The sequence below is a fragment of the Sphingomonas sp. S-NIH.Pt15_0812 genome, assembly GCF_003951315.1.
Lineage (GTDB): Bacteria > Pseudomonadota > Alphaproteobacteria > Sphingomonadales > Sphingomonadaceae > Sphingomonas.
In genome coordinates, this window is sequence record NZ_QLJH01000032.1 from 18,800 (window position 1) to 35,767 (window position 16,968).

Genomic DNA, 16,968 nt, shown 5'->3' on the forward strand with positions numbered 1-16,968 from the left:
GCCTTATCCGGCGCGGGAGGCCTTAGCGAAATCACTATCGTGCCCCTGCGCAGGCCGAAGCCCAAGGCCGCCTCCTCCATAAAGCCTTGTTCTTGCTCGACTTGCATTCTCGCGTCCGCAGGAGCCGAACAGGACATTGCCACCGCCAAACCCGGCCAGTGCCCATGGCAATCCCACGAAAAAGGGGCGGCCCGTCACCGGACCGCCCCCTTGCATTCACCGGGAAAACCGGGCCGCCCGATCAGGCCGCCGGCTTCTCCTTGTTGTAGATCGCGGCGGCGGCGCGCAGGATATCGAGGATTTTCTCCAGCGCCTTGGGCTCGTCGACCTGCTCCATCGCGGCCAGCTCGCGCGCCAGCCGGCTGGCGGCGGCTTCGAAGATCTGGCGCTCGGAATAGCTCTGCTCGGGCTGGTCGTCGGCACGGAACAGGTCGCGCACCACCTCGGCGATCGACGCCAGGTCGCCCGAGTTGATCTTCGCCTCATATTCCTGGGCGCGGCGCGACCACATGGTGCGCTTCACCTTGGGCTTGCCCTTGAGCGTCTCCATCGCCTCGCGCATCGTCTTGTCCGAGGACAATTTGCGCATGCCGACGCTTTCCGCCTTGTTGGTCGGCACGCGGAGCGTCATCCGCTCCTTTTCGAAGCGCAGGACATAGAGTTCGAGGCTGGTGCCCGCGATTTCCTGTTTCTGCAGCTCGATTACCCGGCCCACGCCGTGCTTGGGATAGACAACATAATCGCCGACGTCGAAGAACAGCGCCTTGGCAGCCATATAGGGCCTTTCATCGAATCGGGCTTCCGGCCATAGGGTCGGCGGGACAGCCCTGAACTTGAGTGCGGACAGGCGGGCGGCAGAAAGCGCCCGTCAGTGGCTCCTTTAACACACCGGCACGAAAAATGCCAGCCTCTCGTCCACTTCGGATACGGTTCGCTCAGCGCCCGGCCGGCGGATCGTGGCGCGCCAGGAAGCCGCGCAGCATCGCCACCGTCTCCGCCGGGCGATCGGTGAACAGCGAATGCGCCGCGCCGGGCACCACGCCATAGTCCGCACCCTTCACCCGCTCCGCGAACAGCGCGGCGGTGGCGGGCCGCGCCTCGTCATATTGCCCGACCAGGAACAGGGTGCGTGCGCCGTCCAGCCGACCGAGCAGGGGTTCGCCGTCATAGTCGCGCAAGCGGCCGGTCGCGGAGAACTCGCTCTTCCCCCACATCGCCTCATAGAGGCGCGCGTCGAAGCCGCGTCCGGCCTGCGTGCGCTGATAGGCGGCCATGGCCGGCGACGGCCGCCCCCGACGGTTGAACCGCGCGTAGAATTGCTCCGTCGCGGCATCGCAGATCGCCACGGCCGGCGGCGCGGACGTCTCGCAGGCGGCCAGCACGCCGCGCGTCGCCTGCGGCAGGGTGGCGCGCAGCGCGTCCGCATCGGCGATCCAGCTGCGCGTCGAGATCAGCGGGCTGGCCAGCACCAGGGCGGCGAGCGGGTCCGCCGTCCCGCGCATGTGCCGCGCGCCATATTCCAGCGCGATCGTGCCGCCCCAGCTATGGCCGCAGACCTGCCAGCGCGGCACGCCCAGCCCGGTCCTCACCGCCTCCAGCTCGTCGACGAAGCGAGTCACCGTCCAGTTGGCGGGGTCCTGCGGCCAATCCGACCGGCCGCTGTCGAGCTGGTCGTAGAGGATCACCGCGCGCTCGCCCGCGAGCGCCAGCGCGGGCAGATAGCTGCCATGCGTACCGCCGGGGCCGCCGTGCACGATCACCAGCGGCGGGCGCGGTCCGCGCAGGTCGCCGTTGACGCGTACATAGACGCGCCCGCCCGGCACCGGCAGCATCGCCTCGCGCGTCGGGGCGGGATAGGCGGTCGGTCCGGCAGCCGAAAGGCGCACCGAGCGGGCGGCGGCGAAGGCCGCGCCCATGCCTCCCAGCATCGTCCGGCGACTGAGCGTCATCCCTGCCTGCTCCACGCTCCATCTCCCCACCCGGACGGAGGCCGGGATGGTCCGATGGAGTGTTGCGAAGGTCGCGCGAACGCGCCGATCAGTCGCCCGCGCCGGGCTCGGGTGAGAAGAACTGGTCGTACTTGTCGGCCACGCCCTTCATCGCGTCGGCATCGGGCGGCGTCTGGTCCAGCTTGCGCGTGACGTTGGGCCATTGCGCGGAGAAGGTGGCGTTCAGCTCCAGCCACTTCTCCAGCCCGTTCTCGGTATCGGGCAGGATCGCCTCGGCCGGGCATTCCGGCTCGCACACGCCGCAGTCGATGCATTCCGACGGATTGATGACGAGCATGTTCTCGCCCTCATAGAAGCAATCCACCGGACAGACTTCGACACAGTCCATGTACTTGCAGCGGATGCACGCGTCGGTGACGACGTAGGTCATTGGAAAAAACTCCGGGTCCGTCCTGCGGCCGGCCTGTCACGCCGGACCTGGTTTCAAGCGGCGGCTGCTAGGACGCGAGGCGGGTCCGCGTCAATCAAGCTCGTCTTGCTGCGACACGTTAGCAGCTTCGCGCGGGCCCGGCGAGCCGCCCGGCGTTAACTCCGTATAACTCTCGCGCGCTTCGGCCGGTGGACCGCGCCGGCCCGGCAATGCCTCGATCCGCACCACCCGCACCTGGCCATAGGCGGCGAAGGTCAGGATATTGCCCGGCCGGACCGGACAATGCGCGCGGTCGATGGTGCGGCCGTCGATCCGCATCCGCCCGGTCTCCGCCATCGCCTGCGCCGCGCTGCGCGTCTTGGCGAGTCGCGCCCACCACAGGAAGCGGTCGACCCGCATCGCGATACCGGGGTCCTTGTCACCCATGGCCGAACAGCACCGACAGGCCGGCAAAGGCATTGCCCGGATCGCTCGCGACGGGCTTGCCCAGGGGTCGGGCCGGCGGACGGCCGCGCCACACCCAGTGGCCGGTCTCGCCCTTCAGGCCCTGGAAACCGAGTTCCGCCATCAGCCGCGCCAGCGTCGCCGGCTCCAGCCCCATCGAGGTGGCCAGCGCCGGATCGGGCGCGAACGGCTTGCGCCCCTGGCGCGCGTCGTGCGCGGCGCGAGCGATCCGCTCGACCAGGTCGATCCGCACCGCCTGCGCCCCCAACGGACGGAAACCACTGTCCAGCGTCGCGCCATCGGTGCCGCGCGGCAGCACCGTCGCGCCCTCCGGCGGCACCGGCGACGCCGGGCCGCGCACCGCGAGCAAGGCCCGCCGCAGGCTCGCCGCCGCCGGCTTCAACAGCCTTGGGTCGAACAGGTCGAGCGCGCCGACCGTGATGCCGATCTTGCGCAGCCGCCGCCGTTCCTCCGGCGTCAAGTGGTCGAGCGAGAGCCGCAACGGCCAGCGCGGGGTGAGGCCGCCGGCCGCCTCCATCGCCGCCGTCACCGCGCGGAAGGTGGAGGTCGCGGCGGGATCGCGCATCGCCTCGCCCAACATCGCCAGCACGGGCGTGCGGCGCGCGACCTGCGCGACGAGCCAGCGTTCCAGCCGCGCCGCCACGCCCTCGCGCATCGCCTTGTCGAGGCAGTCGAGGTCGCGGTCCAGCCGGATGCGCGGCCGCGCCAAGGTCGCCCCCGGCTCCAGCCGCGCGATCCGGTGCCAGCCGCCCTCGCCCTGCCAGGCGATGGCGACGTCGCCCCCCTCCTCCAGCCGGAACGCCGCGTCCGCCGCCGCGACCAGGGCCGCCGCGCGCCGTGCCCGCTCGCTGCCCAGCCGTTTCTCCGCCGCCGCCAGCAGCAGCCGCTTGTCGCCGGCCCGCGCGCCCGGCTCGACCGAGAAGCGGAAGCCGTCGAGCCGGCCGATCGGGTGATCCTCGACCAGCACCTCGCCCTCCGCGCCGATCGTCACCGGCAATAGGCCGGCATCCGCGCCGATGCGGCGGATCAGGGCGGTGGTGCGCTTGTCGACGAAACGCTGCGTCAGGCTGGCATGGAGGCCGTCGGACAGCCGCTCCTCGATCTCCCTGGCGCGGCCGGCCCAATGCTGCGGATCGGCCAGCCAGTCGGGACGCTGCGCGATATAGGCCCAGCTTCGGATCGCCGACAGCCGTCCCGCCAGCGTCTCGACATCGCCGGCGACCGTATCCAGCCGCGCGATCTCGTCGGCGAACCATTGGTGCGGGACGTGGCCGCGCCCTTCGCTCAGATGCCGGAACACCCGCTCGACGAAGCGGGCATGGGGATCGAGGCCCAGCTTGCGGAAATCGGGGATCTGGCATGCCGCCCACAGCCGCCGCACCCCCGCGACGCCACGCGACCGGTCGCGTACCCAGGCTTCCTCCGACAGGCGCTTCAGCACCGCCAGGTCGACCGATTGCGGCGCCGCGCGCAGCGGCAGGTCGGCGGGCGGGCGGCGTTCCAGGTCGGCGACCAGCGCCTCGATGCTCGACAGGTCGGGATCGCCCTCGCGCCAGTAGAGCCCTTCGATATTCGGGAAGCGATGCTCCTCGATCGCCAGCACTTCCTCGGGCAGGAACGCGCCCGGCCCCTCCTCGCTGACCGCGCCGAACGTGCCGTCGCGCTGGTGCCGCCCGGCGCGGCCGGCGATCTGCGCCATCTCCGCCACCGTCAGCCGCCGCTGCCGCCGCCCGTCGAACTTGTTGAGCGAGGCGAAGGCGACATGGCTGACATCCATGTTCAACCCCATGCCGATCGCGTCGGTGGCGACCAGATAATCGACCTCGCCCGCCTGGAACATCGCGACCTGCGCGTTGCGGGTACGCGGCGACAGCGCGCCCATCACCACCGCCGCGCCGCCGCGCAGCCGCCGCAGCATCTCGGCGACCGCATAGACTTCCTCGGCGCTGAACGCGACGATCGCCGACCGCTTGGGCAGGCGGCTGATCTTCTTCGCGCCGGCATAGCTCAGCGTCGAGAAGCGCGGACGGCCGACGATCTCCGCCTTGGGGACCAGCGCCTTGACCATCGGGCGCAGCGTTTCCGACCCCAGGATCATCGTCTCCTCGCGCCCGCGCATGTGCATCAGCCGGTCGGTGAAGATATGGCCGCGCTCCGGGTCGGCCCCCAGTTGCGCCTCGTCCAGCGCGACGAAGGCGGCCTCGTGCCCCGGCATCGATTCGGCGGTGCAAAGGAACCAGCGCGCATTGGGCGGGACGATCTTCTCCTCGCCGGTCACCAGCGCGACCTGGTCCGCGCCCTTGATCGCGACCACCCGGTCATAGACCTCGCGCGCCAGAAGGCGCAGCGGAAAGCCGATGATGCCGCTGCTATGCGCGCACATCCGCTCGATCGCGAGATGGGTCTTGCCCGTGTTGGTGGGCCCGAGAACGGCGGTCACGTTGCCGGAGACGCGGCTGGTCATCGACAATACATCGGGTGTTCCAGGCGCGGGCGCAATGCCAATCGGGGCCGGACAGCGCATCAGGCGAACATCCCGCCGCCGCCACGCCTCGTCGCAGCGAACCGGCTGGTTCATTTGACTTTAGGGAGTGGCCGCCACAGTCCGGGCCGACCAGCGCGCCGGGGGCTCGGCGGCGATACCGAAAGCGGACCGGCGTGTATCTGAAGGCCGACAGAGAGTTGGAGCTGGCCGGTGGCGGCGCGGCCGCCGCGCGCGTCCTGGCCCTGCGGCCCCGCGTCGCCGCCATCGACTGGACGCCCGATCTCGGCGCGCGCATCGGCAGCCGCGACTGGTGGCGTGGTCTCGCCACCTGCACCGCGCTCTGCGCCGCGACCTGGGCCTTGTCGCCGGGCTTCGACCGGCCGCTGATCGGGGAAAGCCCGGTGCCGCTCGCCGGCCAGCCCGCCGAACAGGCGCGCGCCCAGGCCATCGCCCCGCTGGCGCTGGGCGGCGACACCGGCCGGCACATGGCCGCCAACGATCTCGTCCGCCCGCTCGCCGAAGCGCCGGAGCGGCCCAGCATCGACCTGGGCGTGACCCTGGGCGAGGGCGACGGCTTCCAGCGCGCGCTGACCCGCGCCGGGGTCGGCCGCCGCGATGCGGAGGCGGCGGCGCGGCTGGTGGCGGCGGCGACGCCGCTCGACGCCATCCCCTCGGGCACGCGGATCGCGCTGACGCTCGGCCGCCGCCCGACGCGCACCGTCGCGCGCCCGCTCGACCGCCTGTCGCTGCGCGCGCGCTTCGACCTGGCGATGACGGTGCGCCGGGCGGGCGACACGCTGATCGCGGAGCGGCAGGTGATCGCCGTCGACCGCACCCCGCTGCGCCTGCAGGGATTGGTCGGCGCCAGCCTCTATCGCTCGGCGCGCGCCGCCGGTGCGCCGGCCAAGGCGGTGGAGGCCTATATCAAGGCGCTCGCCACGCGTTTGTCGGTCGGCCGCGACCTGGGCAGCGCCGACCGGTTCGACCTGGTCATCGCGCGCGAACGCGCCGCCACCGGCGAGACGCGGCTGGGCGAGCTTCTCTATGCCGGGATCGACCAGGGCCGCCGCGCGGTCCGGCTGGTCCACTGGACCGCGCCCGGCGAGCCGGAGGCCGGCTGGTTCGACGCCGCCGGCCAGGCGGAACGGCGCGGCTTCATGGGGATGCCGGTCGCGGGCCGCGTCACCAGCCCGTTCGGGATGCGGATGCACCCGCTGCTAGGCTTCCTCCGCATGCACAAGGGGCTGGACATCGCCGCCCCCTATGGCGCGCCCATCTATGCGGTGCTCGACGGCCGGGTCGCCAGCGCCGGACGCAACGCCGGCTATGGCAATTTCGTCAAGCTCGGCCATGCCGGCGGCCTCGCCAGCGGCTATGGCCATATGAGCCGCATCGCGGTGCGGCCGGGGATGCAGGTCCGCCAGGGCCAGGTGATCGGCTATATCGGCTCCACCGGCCTGTCGACCGGCCCGCATCTGCACTGGGAAATGTGGCGCAACGGCCAGTCGATCAATCCACGCAGCCTGAGCTTCACCCAGGTCGCGCGCCTGTCGGGCGAGGATCTGCGCGCCTTCCGACGCCAGGTCGCCACGCTGATGGCGGTGCATCCGGGCGAATAGCCCGGCGCGCGCATCGTCCCGCACCCTTCCATATCGTGCAAGAAAAGCGGGTCCGATCCCGCGTCATGGTCCGTCGCGATTCCACAGCCGTGCCCGATCAAGACGTTGCAATACATAGACAATCTTCGATCCACTTCGAAGTCCCGTCGTGAAATCAGTTACCATTCCAACATGGATTGCATCCCTGAAACTTGGCTTGTACCATATTGGTATCGGCAATGTGCTTTCCTGCGGAGGACTGGTTCTCAACTACGAGTCCGGGGGGTGAGATAGTCGAAAACGGTTCAACCCCTGCAGCCTGCGCTTGAATGCACGGACAGATCATCATCCGATCAGGATGAGATTGGCCGATATATTGGTGCAAAAGGGGGAATTATGAAGTTTTTGAAGGCTTTGCTGGGCACAAGCTGCGCCACGGCCGCGCTGGTCGCCGCGCCGGCCATGGCGCAGACGCAGGATCCGACCACCGCGGTCGGCGATCCCGTCGCCTCGGCCAAGCTGGCGGCCGCCAGCAATGACGATAGGACGCGCGACAGCGGCAACGAGATCATCGTGACTGGCACGCGCATTACCCGCCCCAACAACAGTTCCGCCGCGCCGATCACCACCACCACCGCCGCCGAGATCACCGCCCAGGGCGCCACCACCATCGAGGAGGTGCTGAACCGCCTGCCGCAGGTACAGGCCAATGCCGAGCAGAATTACGCCGATTCCGACGGGCGCCAGCGCATCAAGCTGCGCAGCCTGGGCTTCGAGCGGACGCTGACGCTGGTCGACGGACTTCGGCTGGGCATCCAGAACGGCATGGACGTCAGCATGATCCCCAATGATCTGGTGGACCGCATCGACGTGCTGTCCGGCGGCGCCTCGTCGGTCTATGGTTCGGACGCGGTCGCCGGCGTCGTCAACTTCGTCCTGAAGAAGGACTTCAACGGCATCGCGCTCAGCGGCAATTACAGCTTCTTCAACCACGACAATCGCGCCAACGCGGTCACCGCAGCGGCGAACCGCGCCTATTTCCCGACGCCATTGGGCCAGACCAATGACGGCGCGCGCGCCAACATCTCCCTGACCGCGGGCAAGTCGTTCTTCGACGGCGCGCTCAATATCACGAGCTACTTCAATTATCGCCATTCGGACCAGGTGAATCTGGGCGATCGCTCGCTCTCCGCCTGCGAGGTGTCGCAGACGCTGGCGACCGGCGCGCTCAACTGCACGCGCAGCACCTATACCCAGGTCGGCACGATCGTGCCCGGCGGGATCGGCGTCGGCAACACCCTGGTCAACAATCCCGATGGATCGGGAACGTTCGTCCCCTATAATTCGGGTCCGAACACCTCCACCAATCCGTTCGACGAGATCCCGTTCCAGCGCGCGTTCAACCGCCTCAACACCGGCGCGTTCGTGAACGCGCGGATCAGCGACGACATCGAACTCTATTCCACCGCGATGTTCTATCGCGATCGTTCGTCCAACACCTTGCCTAATCGCGTCTATTCGTACAGCGCCTATGGCAGCACGCCATTCCAGACCAATTGCGACAATCCGTTCCTGTCGGCGTCGCAGCGCACCGCCTTGTGCGGCACGCGGACCACGGGGCTGGCGCCGCTCGACGTCCGCTATCGATTCGACGCATTGCCGCTGGTGCGCACCAGTTACGAGAACCGCGGTGCGCGTATCGCCGGGGGCTTGCGTGGCCGCGTCCTCGACGATGCCTGGAACTATGACATCGCAGGCGTCTATTCGCTGATGAAGGGCGAGACGACCTTCCCGTCGCAGCCCGATTTCGATCGCGTCAACCGCTCGCTCAACGTCGTCAACGTGAACGGCACCCCCACCTGCGCGTCGGTGGTCAGCGGCGTCGATCGCGCATGCGTGCCGTTCGATGCCTTCCGCCCGTACAACAGCAACGCGGCGCTGAACACGTACCTGTTCACCAACGGCGGCGCGCGACAGAACAGCACCTCGCAGATGTGGCAGGCGCTGGCGGTGCTGAACGGCGACCTGGGCACGTACGGCATCACCTCACCCTTCGCCGAACAGGGGGTCGCGATCGCCTTGGCCAGCGAGTTCCGGGCCGAGCTGTACAAGGGCAGCGCGAATACGCTGTTCCGTGAACTGGCGGGCGGCACCGATTCGCGGTTCACGCAGAATGTCGTCGAGAGCAACGTCGAAGTGCAGGCGCCGCTGGTCGAACACCGGCGCTTCGCCGAGCTGTTGCAGGTCAATGGCGGTTATCGCGTGTCCAAGTACAACCGCCTGAACGGCACCTTCGGCACGTGGAAGGCCGAGGGCATCTGGACGCCGGTTAGCGACATCACGCTTCGCGCCTCGTTCAACAAGGCACAACGCGCGCCGACCGTGATCGAGGCCGATCAGGCAAGCAACATCAATTATACGACCAGCGGCCCGAACGATCCGTGCGCCTCGACGCGCGATCCCAATTCGTCCGATCCGAATGCCCGCATCGCACCGACCGCCTCGCTGGAACAGTGCCGCCGCACCGGCCTGCCCGACAATCTGTATGGCAGCGCAACGCTCGACTGCGCCTCGCTCAACACCGGTTGCACGGTCCGCAACGGCGGTTTCAACCTGAAGCCGGAAACCGCCTATACCAAGACGTTCGGCGTCATCCTGCGTCCGCGCATGGTGAAGGGGCTGACCGTGTCGGTCGACCGCTTCCTCATCAACCTGAACGATTCGATCAACTTCTTCCAGGTCAGCGATTTCCTCAATGGCTGCCTGACCACGGGGCTGCAATATTACTGCCGCGGCATCGTGCGCAATCCGGGTACGTTCACGCTGAACAGCCAGCCGACCGGCAATCCGACGACCGGTTACTTTGCGCGGGGCACCACCAATACCTACAAGTCCAACGCGCATGGCTGGGATTTCCAGGGCCAGTATAATCTGGGACTGGGCGGCGCGGGCACGCTCGACATGTCGTTCAACGGCACGCTGACCACCAGCGTCGGCGGACAGGGCTCACCGGAAGCGCCCGCCACGAACTGCGTCGGCTATTATGGCGGCGGTTGCGGCGAGAGCATGCCGCGCTGGTCGCACGGGCTGCGCACGACCTGGGTTTCGCCGGACAAGTTCGCCAGCATCTCGGTCAATTGGCGGCACATCTCGGCGATGACGATCGGCTTCAACGCCCCCGCCAGCACCGGCATTCCGCAGAACACACCGCAGATCCGAAAATTCTACACCGGCATCCCGGCCTATGATTACATCGACCTGGCGACCAGCTTCGACGTGGCGAAGCGGTTCACGCTCCGGATCGCGGTGAACAACCTGTTCGATCGCGATCCGCCGCTGATGCCGGATTCGCGCAACGTGCTCGGCCTGCTGCGGAACAACACCCTGTTCCGCTATGACCTGCTCGGGCGGCAGATCGTCATCGGCGCGACCACGCGCTTCTGATGATCCTGTCCCTTTCGGCGCGGCGATGGTTCGTCGCGCCGAAAGACCCGGAACAGCCGGCGACACTTGCCCCCAAGTCGCTGTAAGTCCTTCATCCGCCATACAGCCGCCTCGGGCTATACAGCGGCGCATGATCCCCCTGCCGGGCACGCATCCGCATTTCTATGCCATCGCCTTCGCCGCGATCGTCGTGCTGCTGGTGGCGCGCCGCATCCCGGTCTTTCGCACCCTGATCTCGCTGGCGAGCTGGGTGGCGATCCTGATCCTGATGGTCGTCGCGGTCGGACAGCGCCAGACCTTCGACCCCTATGTCGCCCGCGCGCTCCAATTCCTGCACCTGGAGGACCAGCGCGTCGAGGGTGGCGAGACCCGCATCCGCATGAGCCCCGATGGCCATTTCTGGATCCGCGCGAAGATCGGCGGGATCGAACAGCGGATGCTGGTCGACAGCGGCGCGACCGTCACCGCGCTGTCGGCGCGCACCGCCGCCGCCGCCGACCTGGCGGTGGGCGACGGCATCGTGCCGGTGCTGCTGACCACCGCCAACGGCACGATCCGCGCGCAATCGGCGACGGTCGACGAGATGCGGCTGGGCAATATCGTCGCGCGCGACCTGCCGGTGGTGGTCTCCCCCGCCTTTGGCGACGTCAACGTCGTCGGCATGAACTTCCTGTCGCGGCTCAAGTCCTGGCGGGTCGAGGACAATGTGCTGATCCTGGTGCCGCACCATCCGCAGGATCCCGCCTGACGCGCCGCGCCCCTGTCCCTGCCCCGTGAAAACTGGCAGACCCGCCGGCCGAACCCACCCCATTCGACCGACGCGAGCCAGATCCATGTCCATCCATTCCGCCCGTCTCTCCGCCCTGCGCGACGAACTCCAGCGCCGGGGGCTGGACGGCTTCGCCGTACCGCTGACCGACGAGCATATGAGCGAATATGTCGGCGCCTATGCGCAGCGCCTCGCCTGGCTGACCGGGTTCGAGGGCTCGGCGGGCAGCGCGGTGGTGCTGGCGGACCGGGCCGCGATCTTCACCGACGGCCGCTACACCATCCAGGTGCGCGAACAGGTGTCGGCGGACGACTGGGCCTATGTCGGCGTCCCCGCCACCTCGGTCGCGGCCTGGCTGGCGGACCATGCGCCGGCCGGCGGGCGGATCGGCTACGACCCCTGGCTGCACACCCGCGCCTGGGTGAGGGAGGTCGAGGCCGCGCTTGCCGACACGGGCGCGGTGCTGGTGCCGGTGGAGAGCAACCCGATCGACGCGATCTGGAGCGACCAGCCCGCCCCCTCCCCCGCCCCGCTGGCGGTGCAGGACGAGCGCCATGCCGGCGTCGGGTCCGCCGCCAAGCGCGCCGAGATCGGCGACTGGCTGGCGGCGCGCGGCGCGGATGCGGTGGTGCTGGCGGCGCTCGACTCGATCGCCTGGACGCTCAACATCCGGGGCGGCGATGTCGACCATACGCCGGTCGCCCTGTCCTATGCGATCGTCCATGCCGATGGCGCGACCGACCTGTTCGTCGCGCCGGAGAAGCTGACCGAGGCGGTGCGCCAGCATCTGGGCAATTCGGTGCGCCTCCACCCGCGCGACGGCTTCGCGGCGGCGCTGGGCGGCTTTGCGGGCCGGACGGTGGTCGCCGACCCCAATGGCGCGGTGGCGGCGATCTTCGACGCGCTGGAGGCGGGCGGCGCGCGGGTGATGCCCGCCCGCGACCCCGTGATCCTGGCCAAGGCGATCAAGAACCCGGTCGAGGTCGCCGGCCACCGTGCCGCCTCGGCCCGCGACGGCGCGGCGCTGACCCGCTTCCTCCACTGGGTCGCGACCGCGGCGCAGGACGGATCGCAGACCGAACTTTCCGCCGCCGCGCGCCTGCTCGCCTTCCGCGAGGAGACGGGGCTGCTGCTCGACACCAGCTTCTCCACCATCTCCGCGACCGGCCCGCATGGCGCGATCCCGCATTACCACGTCACCGAGGAGTCGAACGCGCGGATCGAACCGGGCCAGCTCTTGCTGATCGATTCGGGCGGGCAATATGCCGATGGCACCACCGATGTGACCCGGGTCATGCCGATCGGCGCGCCCACCGCGGAGATGCGCGACCGCTTCACCCGCGTGCTGAAGGGCCATATCGCCATCGCCACCGCCATCTTCCCCGACGGCACGATGGGCGGCCAGATCGACGCCTTCGCCCGCCGCCCGCTCTGGGAGGCGGGGCTCGACTTCGCGCACGGCACCGGCCACGGGATCGGCGCCTATCTGGCGGTGCATGAGGGGCCGCAGCGGATCGCCGCGCCCAACTATCCCGGCGGCCAGGCGCTGGAGCCGCTGCGCGAGGGGATGCTGCTGTCCAACGAGCCCGGCTATTACAAGGCGGGCGAATACGGCATCCGCATCGAGAACCTGGTCCGGATCGAGCGGCGCGCGATCGCGGGCGGCGATCCCGACCGGATCATGCTGGGATTCGAGACGCTGACCTATGCGCCGATCGAACGCGATCTGATCGATCCGGCCCTATTGACGCCCACCGAGCTTTCATGGCTCAATGCCTATCACGCCAAGGTGACGGAGATCATCGGCCCACAACTCGATGGAGAGGTGAAGGCATGGCTTTTGGGAAAATGCTCGCCCGTCGGCTGATTCAGGTGACAGCCGTTCTCGCGGTCGGATGCGGCGCATCGTTCGCGGCTTGGCAGGCCGCGGGCGTCGCCACCTATGCGGCGGGGTCGCTGGTCCGACGCTGACCGTCGGCCTCCGTCCCGCCCTCCCGGTCGTCCGCCGGCCCCGCGTCGGCGGCCCCCCGGGCTTCGCGTGCCTGGGCCTTCCGGCGCTTCAGGTTGGTCCGCAATTGCGACGCCAATCGCGTCGCCCGATCGTCCTTCATCATGTTTCTCGCTTACCGCCGAGCGGAATGGGTTGACAATGGTCGCTAGAACCGCTTTAGGCGCGCCTCACCCGAACGGGTCGAGTGCTGCCGTAGCTCAGTGGTAGAGCGCATCCTTGGTAAGGCTGAGGTCGTGAGTTCAATCCTCACCGGCAGCACCATTTCTTCCGACGTCGTCCAGGACGACGTTCACCATCGCCCCTCAGCCATCCCTCCCAGGGGATAAAGCCACCGAGGGGGGATCAGGCCCCCGCCAAAGACGAAGGGGCCAGCCAGCCAGCGACATAGCGATGCGCGGACCATGACCCACCGATACGGGCAGGCCACGAGCCTGTCCGATGCGGGTCATCCGTGGTGAAAAGCGGCCGATCCGGGAGCCCGACGACATCGGATCGACCCAAGCCGTCGTTGCGAGCGGCGCGAAGCAATCCAGGGCGTCATGCGCGCGGCGGGTGGATCGCCCCACTGCGCTCGCAATGACGATCCCCAGCCGAAATCATGTCATCGGGCATTAGGAGCGACGAAACTCCACCCCGCCATGCGGGGTAAGAGAATTGCCCGCTCAGAGCTTGGTGCCAACCCGGCGTGGATCAGGGCCGGGTACGACCCGCGCCACCGCCGCCGCCACCGGCAGGGCCACCGGCCCCCGCCGCGCCGACCGTGCCGATATTGCCGAACAGGTCCTGGAAGAAGCCGCGCTGGCGGCCGAGCGTCGGCGTCGTCTTGCCATAGGGGCTGACCGAGGCGACCTGGGCGACGCCGCCGCGCCGGATCGCGCTGACGTTGCCGGCCTGGTCGAAGCTGATCTGCACCGTGATCTGGTCGCGGACCTTGGGGACCTGATAGCCATAGTTGCGGCTGTCGCGCGCGACATAATACCAGTCGCCCTGGCCGAAGGCGGTGGTCAGCGTCGGCTTGCCCAGGGTCGCCTGGACCGAGGCGCGATTGTCGACGCCCGGCTGCACCGAATTGACCAGGTCGCTGTCGACCACATAGCCCTGATGCGAGCGGAGCGGCGCGCATCCCGCTGCGAGGAGGCCGACACCCGCGACCAGCGCGAGAGAGGCGAGGGGATGGCGCATGGACGATAACTCCGGGCGGGCACGGGACGCTGAACGACGACGGCCGATTGCATCGGTCGCCGATCGCCTCGATATGCGAGGGCGTCGCGGTGCACAAGCCGCGTGAAGCGGGAGGACGCGCGATTGGGCTGGCTGGGCAAGCTGTTCGGCGGCGGCAGACAGGCGGATGCCGCCCTGCCGCTCTATAATGCGGTGGTGCTGCACGCCCGCCAGGAGCATTGGTATCTGGCGGGCGCGGTGCCCGACACGGTCGATGGCCGGTTCGACATGATCGCGGCCGTGCTGGCGATGGTGCTGCTGCGGCTGGAGGACGACCCCGCCGGGGCCGAACCCGCCGCACGGCTGACCGAACGCTTCGTCGACGACATGGACGCGCAACTGCGCCAGCTCGGCATCGGCGACATCGTCGTCGGCAAGCAGATCGGCCGGATGATGGCGGCGCTGGGCGGCCGCCTCGGCGCCTATCGCGACGGGCTGGCGGATGGCGGGTTCGAGGAGGCGCTGGTCCGCAACCTCTATCGCGGCACCCCGCCCGATCCGGCGGCGCTCGCCCATGTCGCCGACCGCTTGCGCCAGTTGCGTGCCGACCTCACTTCCCTGCCCATCGACCAGCTTCTGACCGGATATCTGCCATGACCCCCGAATTCTCCCGCCCCGAACGCCTCGACACGATCGGCGAGGGCGAGCGCAGCATCACGATTTCGGCGGAGGCGGAGGAGCGGCGCAAGCTCGCCGCCCGGTTCGGCATCGTCGCGGTCGATTCGCTCGCCGCCACGCTGACGATCCGCCGCGACGCCAGCGGCATCCTGGCGACCGGCCGGGTGACGGGCCAGGTCGTCCAGTCCTGCTCGATCACCAGCGATCCGCTGACCATCGCGATCGACGAGCCGCTCGCCCTGCGCTTCGTCGAGCCGGTGGCGGGCGAGGAGGAGGTGGAGCTGTCCGCCGACGCGCTCGACACCGTCGAGATCGAGGGCAGCGCGATCGACCTGGGCGAGGCGGCGGCGGAGACGATGGCGCTGGCGCTCGATCCCTTCCCGCGCGGCCCCGGCGCGGCGGAGGCGCTGAAGCGCGCCGGCGTGGTCGGCGAGGACGAGGCGGCCACGGTGACCGGCCCGTTCAGCGCCCTGGCCGGCCTGAAGAAGACGCTGGGCGGCTGAATTCCGCCCCCTTCACCCCGGTCGGGGTCGGGGGGCGTCCTGCCCCCCTCACCCCAGCAGGTCGCGATAGGTCGGATGGCGATCGATGAACGCCTTCACGAACGGGCATTGCGGCACCACCCGCAACCCCTGGTCCCGCGCGCTGTCGAGCGCCCCCCGGATCAGCTTGCTGCCGACGCCGCGCCCCTCGATCTCGGGTGGTACCAGCGTATGGGTGAAGACGATCACCCCGCCCTCGCGCTGATAGGCGGCGACGGCGGTCTGGCCATCGACCTCGAGGGTGAATTCCTGTTCGGCGCGATTGTCGCGGAGCTGTTGCATCGTCATCGAACGCGCTCTGCCCGATCCGGGTCCGTGCTGCCCAGACCCATTCCATGCCCCGGTTGCGTCAGGCGCAGCGCAGCGTGATCCGCCGCGCCGGCTTGTCGAACAGGATCGACGAACAGCGCGACAGCATGTCCGTCCCCAGGGTCAGCCGGTCACGCGACGGATCGGCCTTCTTGCCGCGTGCCACCACCACCACCTCGTCCGGATCGGGCTCCGCCTCGGCGATGGCCGAGGTGCGGCCATAATCACCGGTCCGCGCGCCCAGCGTCGCCAGCATGAGCGACCCGATCGCCAATGGCCGCGCCAGCGTCAGCATACGGACCGGACGCCGGATGCCGAAGGCGATCTCGACCGGCACCGCCGCGCCGGATAGCGTGCCGCCCTGCGCCGCGGCCAGCCGGACCGCCGCCCCCGCCGTCGCCAGCGTGCGCGGATGAAAGGGATCGAAGCGCAGCCGCATCGGCCGGCCATCGACCAGGATCATCGCATCGCTCGCGCCCCATTCGCCGAACAGGCCGCCCGATTTCATCATCGGCAGCGTCACCGACCGCTCCCCCGCGACCGGCGGCCGCAGGACGAAGCGGACCAGCGGCTCGGGCACCCCGCCCGGCCCCAGCGACCCGGCGATCCCTTCGGTGTGGGGCACCGTCGCCCAACCGATCCGTCGCTTGAACGGTGCGGTTCCGGACAGCACGAGCGAACCCACCGCCGTCTGCCCCTTGAACACATGCGGTCCCACCGCGAACCCCATGGGGAACGGCCCCGCCTTCAATCCCGCAAGCGCGGCATGAGCCGAATCGAGCATCGGCATCGCGATCATCGCGGGGTCGATCCGCACGGTCATCGCCGCATCCCCCACCCGCGCCGCGACCAGCCCGTCCGGCGGCACCAGCCGTTCACGGGGCGCGTCCTTTGCGGGCAACGCCGCCCCGACCGCGAGCAATCCGCTTGCTGCGATCCAACGCCATGCCGCCATGCTGCCTACCCTCCCGCGGCGAAGGCGCCGCAGCGACAGCATGTCATGTCGCTGGCGCAACGATCAAGGCCGGCATGTGGACCGGATCGGATTTCCCGCAGACGCGCGGAGAAGGCGGAAGTTTTCCTCCCCCGGCGCTCCCGCCCCGCATCCTCCGCGCTTCCACGCGAAC

The 16,968-nt window shown here is 69.2% G+C and carries 14 protein-coding genes and 1 tRNA gene; 7 read left to right on the forward strand and 8 right to left on the reverse strand.

The genetic code is table 11. The annotated features are described in order from the left end of the window. Positions 1-241 precede the first annotated feature (241 nt). From BRX43_RS16575 to BRX43_RS16595, 5 genes are all read right to left on the reverse strand, one after another. Entirely contained in the window at positions 242-775 is a 534-nt protein-coding gene (locus BRX43_RS16575) for a CarD family transcriptional regulator (protein ID WP_125996202.1), read from the reverse strand. Between the two features lie 160 nt (positions 776-935). Beyond that, positions 936-1,949, reverse strand: coding sequence for an alpha/beta fold hydrolase (locus tag BRX43_RS16580; protein ID WP_241215015.1), 1,014 nt, complete (start codon positions 1,947-1,949; stop codon positions 936-938). An 88-nt stretch (positions 1,950-2,037) separates the two neighbouring features. After that, entirely contained in the window at positions 2,038-2,379 is a 342-nt protein-coding gene (gene fdxA / locus BRX43_RS16585; RefSeq protein WP_125996203.1) for a ferredoxin FdxA, read from the reverse strand. A 90-nt stretch (positions 2,380-2,469) separates the two neighbouring features. Then, positions 2,470-2,778, reverse strand: a complete 309-nt coding sequence (locus BRX43_RS16590; protein WP_125996213.1) for a S4 domain-containing protein — start codon at positions 2,776-2,778, stop codon at positions 2,470-2,472. 19 nt (positions 2,779-2,797) lie between these two features. Beyond that, positions 2,798-5,308 (reverse strand): helicase-related protein, encoded by a 2,511-nt coding sequence (locus BRX43_RS16595; RefSeq protein ID WP_125996204.1) that lies wholly within the window; start codon positions 5,306-5,308, stop codon positions 2,798-2,800. Between the two features lie 194 nt (positions 5,309-5,502). Here BRX43_RS16595 and BRX43_RS16600 point away from each other — a divergent pair, with 194 nt between their 5' ends. The 5 genes from BRX43_RS16600 to BRX43_RS16620 all read left to right on the forward strand — a co-directional run bounded on the left by BRX43_RS16600 (position 5,503) and on the right by BRX43_RS16620 (position 13,412). After that, positions 5,503-6,948: a M23 family metallopeptidase gene (locus BRX43_RS16600; RefSeq protein WP_125996205.1), complete on the forward strand. Its 1,446-nt coding sequence runs from the start codon at positions 5,503-5,505 to the stop codon at positions 6,946-6,948. A gap of 375 nt (positions 6,949-7,323) precedes the next feature. Then, positions 7,324-10,371 (forward strand): TonB-dependent receptor, encoded by a 3,048-nt coding sequence (locus BRX43_RS16605; RefSeq protein WP_241215016.1) that lies wholly within the window; start codon positions 7,324-7,326, stop codon positions 10,369-10,371. Between the two features lie 130 nt (positions 10,372-10,501). Continuing rightward, positions 10,502-11,119: a TIGR02281 family clan AA aspartic protease gene (locus BRX43_RS16610; protein WP_125996206.1), complete on the forward strand. Its 618-nt coding sequence runs from the start codon at positions 10,502-10,504 to the stop codon at positions 11,117-11,119. A gap of 85 nt (positions 11,120-11,204) precedes the next feature. Then, positions 11,205-13,007, forward strand: coding sequence for an aminopeptidase P family protein (locus BRX43_RS16615; RefSeq protein ID WP_125996207.1), 1,803 nt, complete (start codon positions 11,205-11,207; stop codon positions 13,005-13,007). 330 nt (positions 13,008-13,337) lie between these two features. Next, a tRNA-Thr gene (locus tag BRX43_RS16620) sits at positions 13,338-13,412 on the forward strand. Between the two features lie 429 nt (positions 13,413-13,841). Here BRX43_RS16620 and bamE read toward each other — a convergent pair. Beyond that, positions 13,842-14,333, reverse strand: a complete 492-nt coding sequence (gene bamE, locus BRX43_RS16625; protein WP_125996208.1) for an outer membrane protein assembly factor BamE — start codon at positions 14,331-14,333, stop codon at positions 13,842-13,844. A 141-nt stretch (positions 14,334-14,474) separates the two neighbouring features. Here bamE and BRX43_RS16630 point away from each other — a divergent pair, with 141 nt between their 5' ends. Both BRX43_RS16630 and BRX43_RS16635 read left to right on the forward strand, forming a co-directional pair. Beyond that, positions 14,475-14,969, forward strand: coding sequence for a ubiquinol-cytochrome C chaperone family protein (locus tag BRX43_RS16630; protein ID WP_125996215.1), 495 nt, complete (start codon positions 14,475-14,477; stop codon positions 14,967-14,969). Further along, positions 14,966-15,493, forward strand: coding sequence for a DUF177 domain-containing protein (locus BRX43_RS16635; protein WP_125996209.1), 528 nt, complete (start codon positions 14,966-14,968; stop codon positions 15,491-15,493). The genes BRX43_RS16630 and BRX43_RS16635 overlap by 4 nt, the downstream gene beginning before the upstream one ends. Before the next feature lie 48 nt (positions 15,494-15,541). Here the strand turns inward: BRX43_RS16635 and BRX43_RS16640 are convergent, their stop codons facing one another. Continuing rightward, positions 15,542-15,820 (reverse strand): GNAT family N-acetyltransferase, encoded by a 279-nt coding sequence (locus BRX43_RS16640; protein WP_241215017.1) that lies wholly within the window; start codon positions 15,818-15,820, stop codon positions 15,542-15,544. Between the two features lie 61 nt (positions 15,821-15,881). Then, positions 15,882-16,796 (reverse strand): hypothetical protein, encoded by a 915-nt coding sequence (locus tag BRX43_RS16645; protein ID WP_125996210.1) that lies wholly within the window; start codon positions 16,794-16,796, stop codon positions 15,882-15,884. Positions 16,797-16,968: the final 172 nt, after the last annotated feature.

Coding starts and splice junctions, on each gene's coding strand:
- BRX43_RS16610 (WP_125996206.1), top strand. CDS start 10,502: ATGATCCCCCTGCCGGGCACGCATCCGCATTTCTATGCCATCGCCTTC.
- BRX43_RS16640 (WP_241215017.1), bottom strand. CDS start 15,820: ATGACGATGCAACAGCTCCGCGACAATCGCGCCGAACAGGAATTCACC.
- BRX43_RS16605 (WP_241215016.1), top strand. CDS start 7,324: ATGAAGTTTTTGAAGGCTTTGCTGGGCACAAGCTGCGCCACGGCCGCG.
- BRX43_RS16645 (WP_125996210.1), bottom strand. CDS start 16,796: ATGGCGGCATGGCGTTGGATCGCAGCAAGCGGATTGCTCGCGGTCGGG.
- BRX43_RS16615 (WP_125996207.1), top strand. CDS start 11,205: ATGTCCATCCATTCCGCCCGTCTCTCCGCCCTGCGCGACGAACTCCAG.
- BRX43_RS16590 (WP_125996213.1), bottom strand. CDS start 2,778: ATGCGGGTCGACCGCTTCCTGTGGTGGGCGCGACTCGCCAAGACGCGC.
- bamE (WP_125996208.1), bottom strand. CDS start 14,333: ATGCGCCATCCCCTCGCCTCTCTCGCGCTGGTCGCGGGTGTCGGCCTC.
- fdxA (WP_125996203.1), bottom strand. CDS start 2,379: ATGACCTACGTCGTCACCGACGCGTGCATCCGCTGCAAGTACATGGAC.
- BRX43_RS16580 (WP_241215015.1), bottom strand. CDS start 1,949: ATGACGCTCAGTCGCCGGACGATGCTGGGAGGCATGGGCGCGGCCTTC.
- BRX43_RS16595 (WP_125996204.1), bottom strand. CDS start 5,308: ATGACCAGCCGCGTCTCCGGCAACGTGACCGCCGTTCTCGGGCCCACC.
- BRX43_RS16635 (WP_125996209.1), top strand. CDS start 14,966: ATGACCCCCGAATTCTCCCGCCCCGAACGCCTCGACACGATCGGCGAG.
- BRX43_RS16575 (WP_125996202.1), bottom strand. CDS start 775: ATGGCTGCCAAGGCGCTGTTCTTCGACGTCGGCGATTATGTTGTCTAT.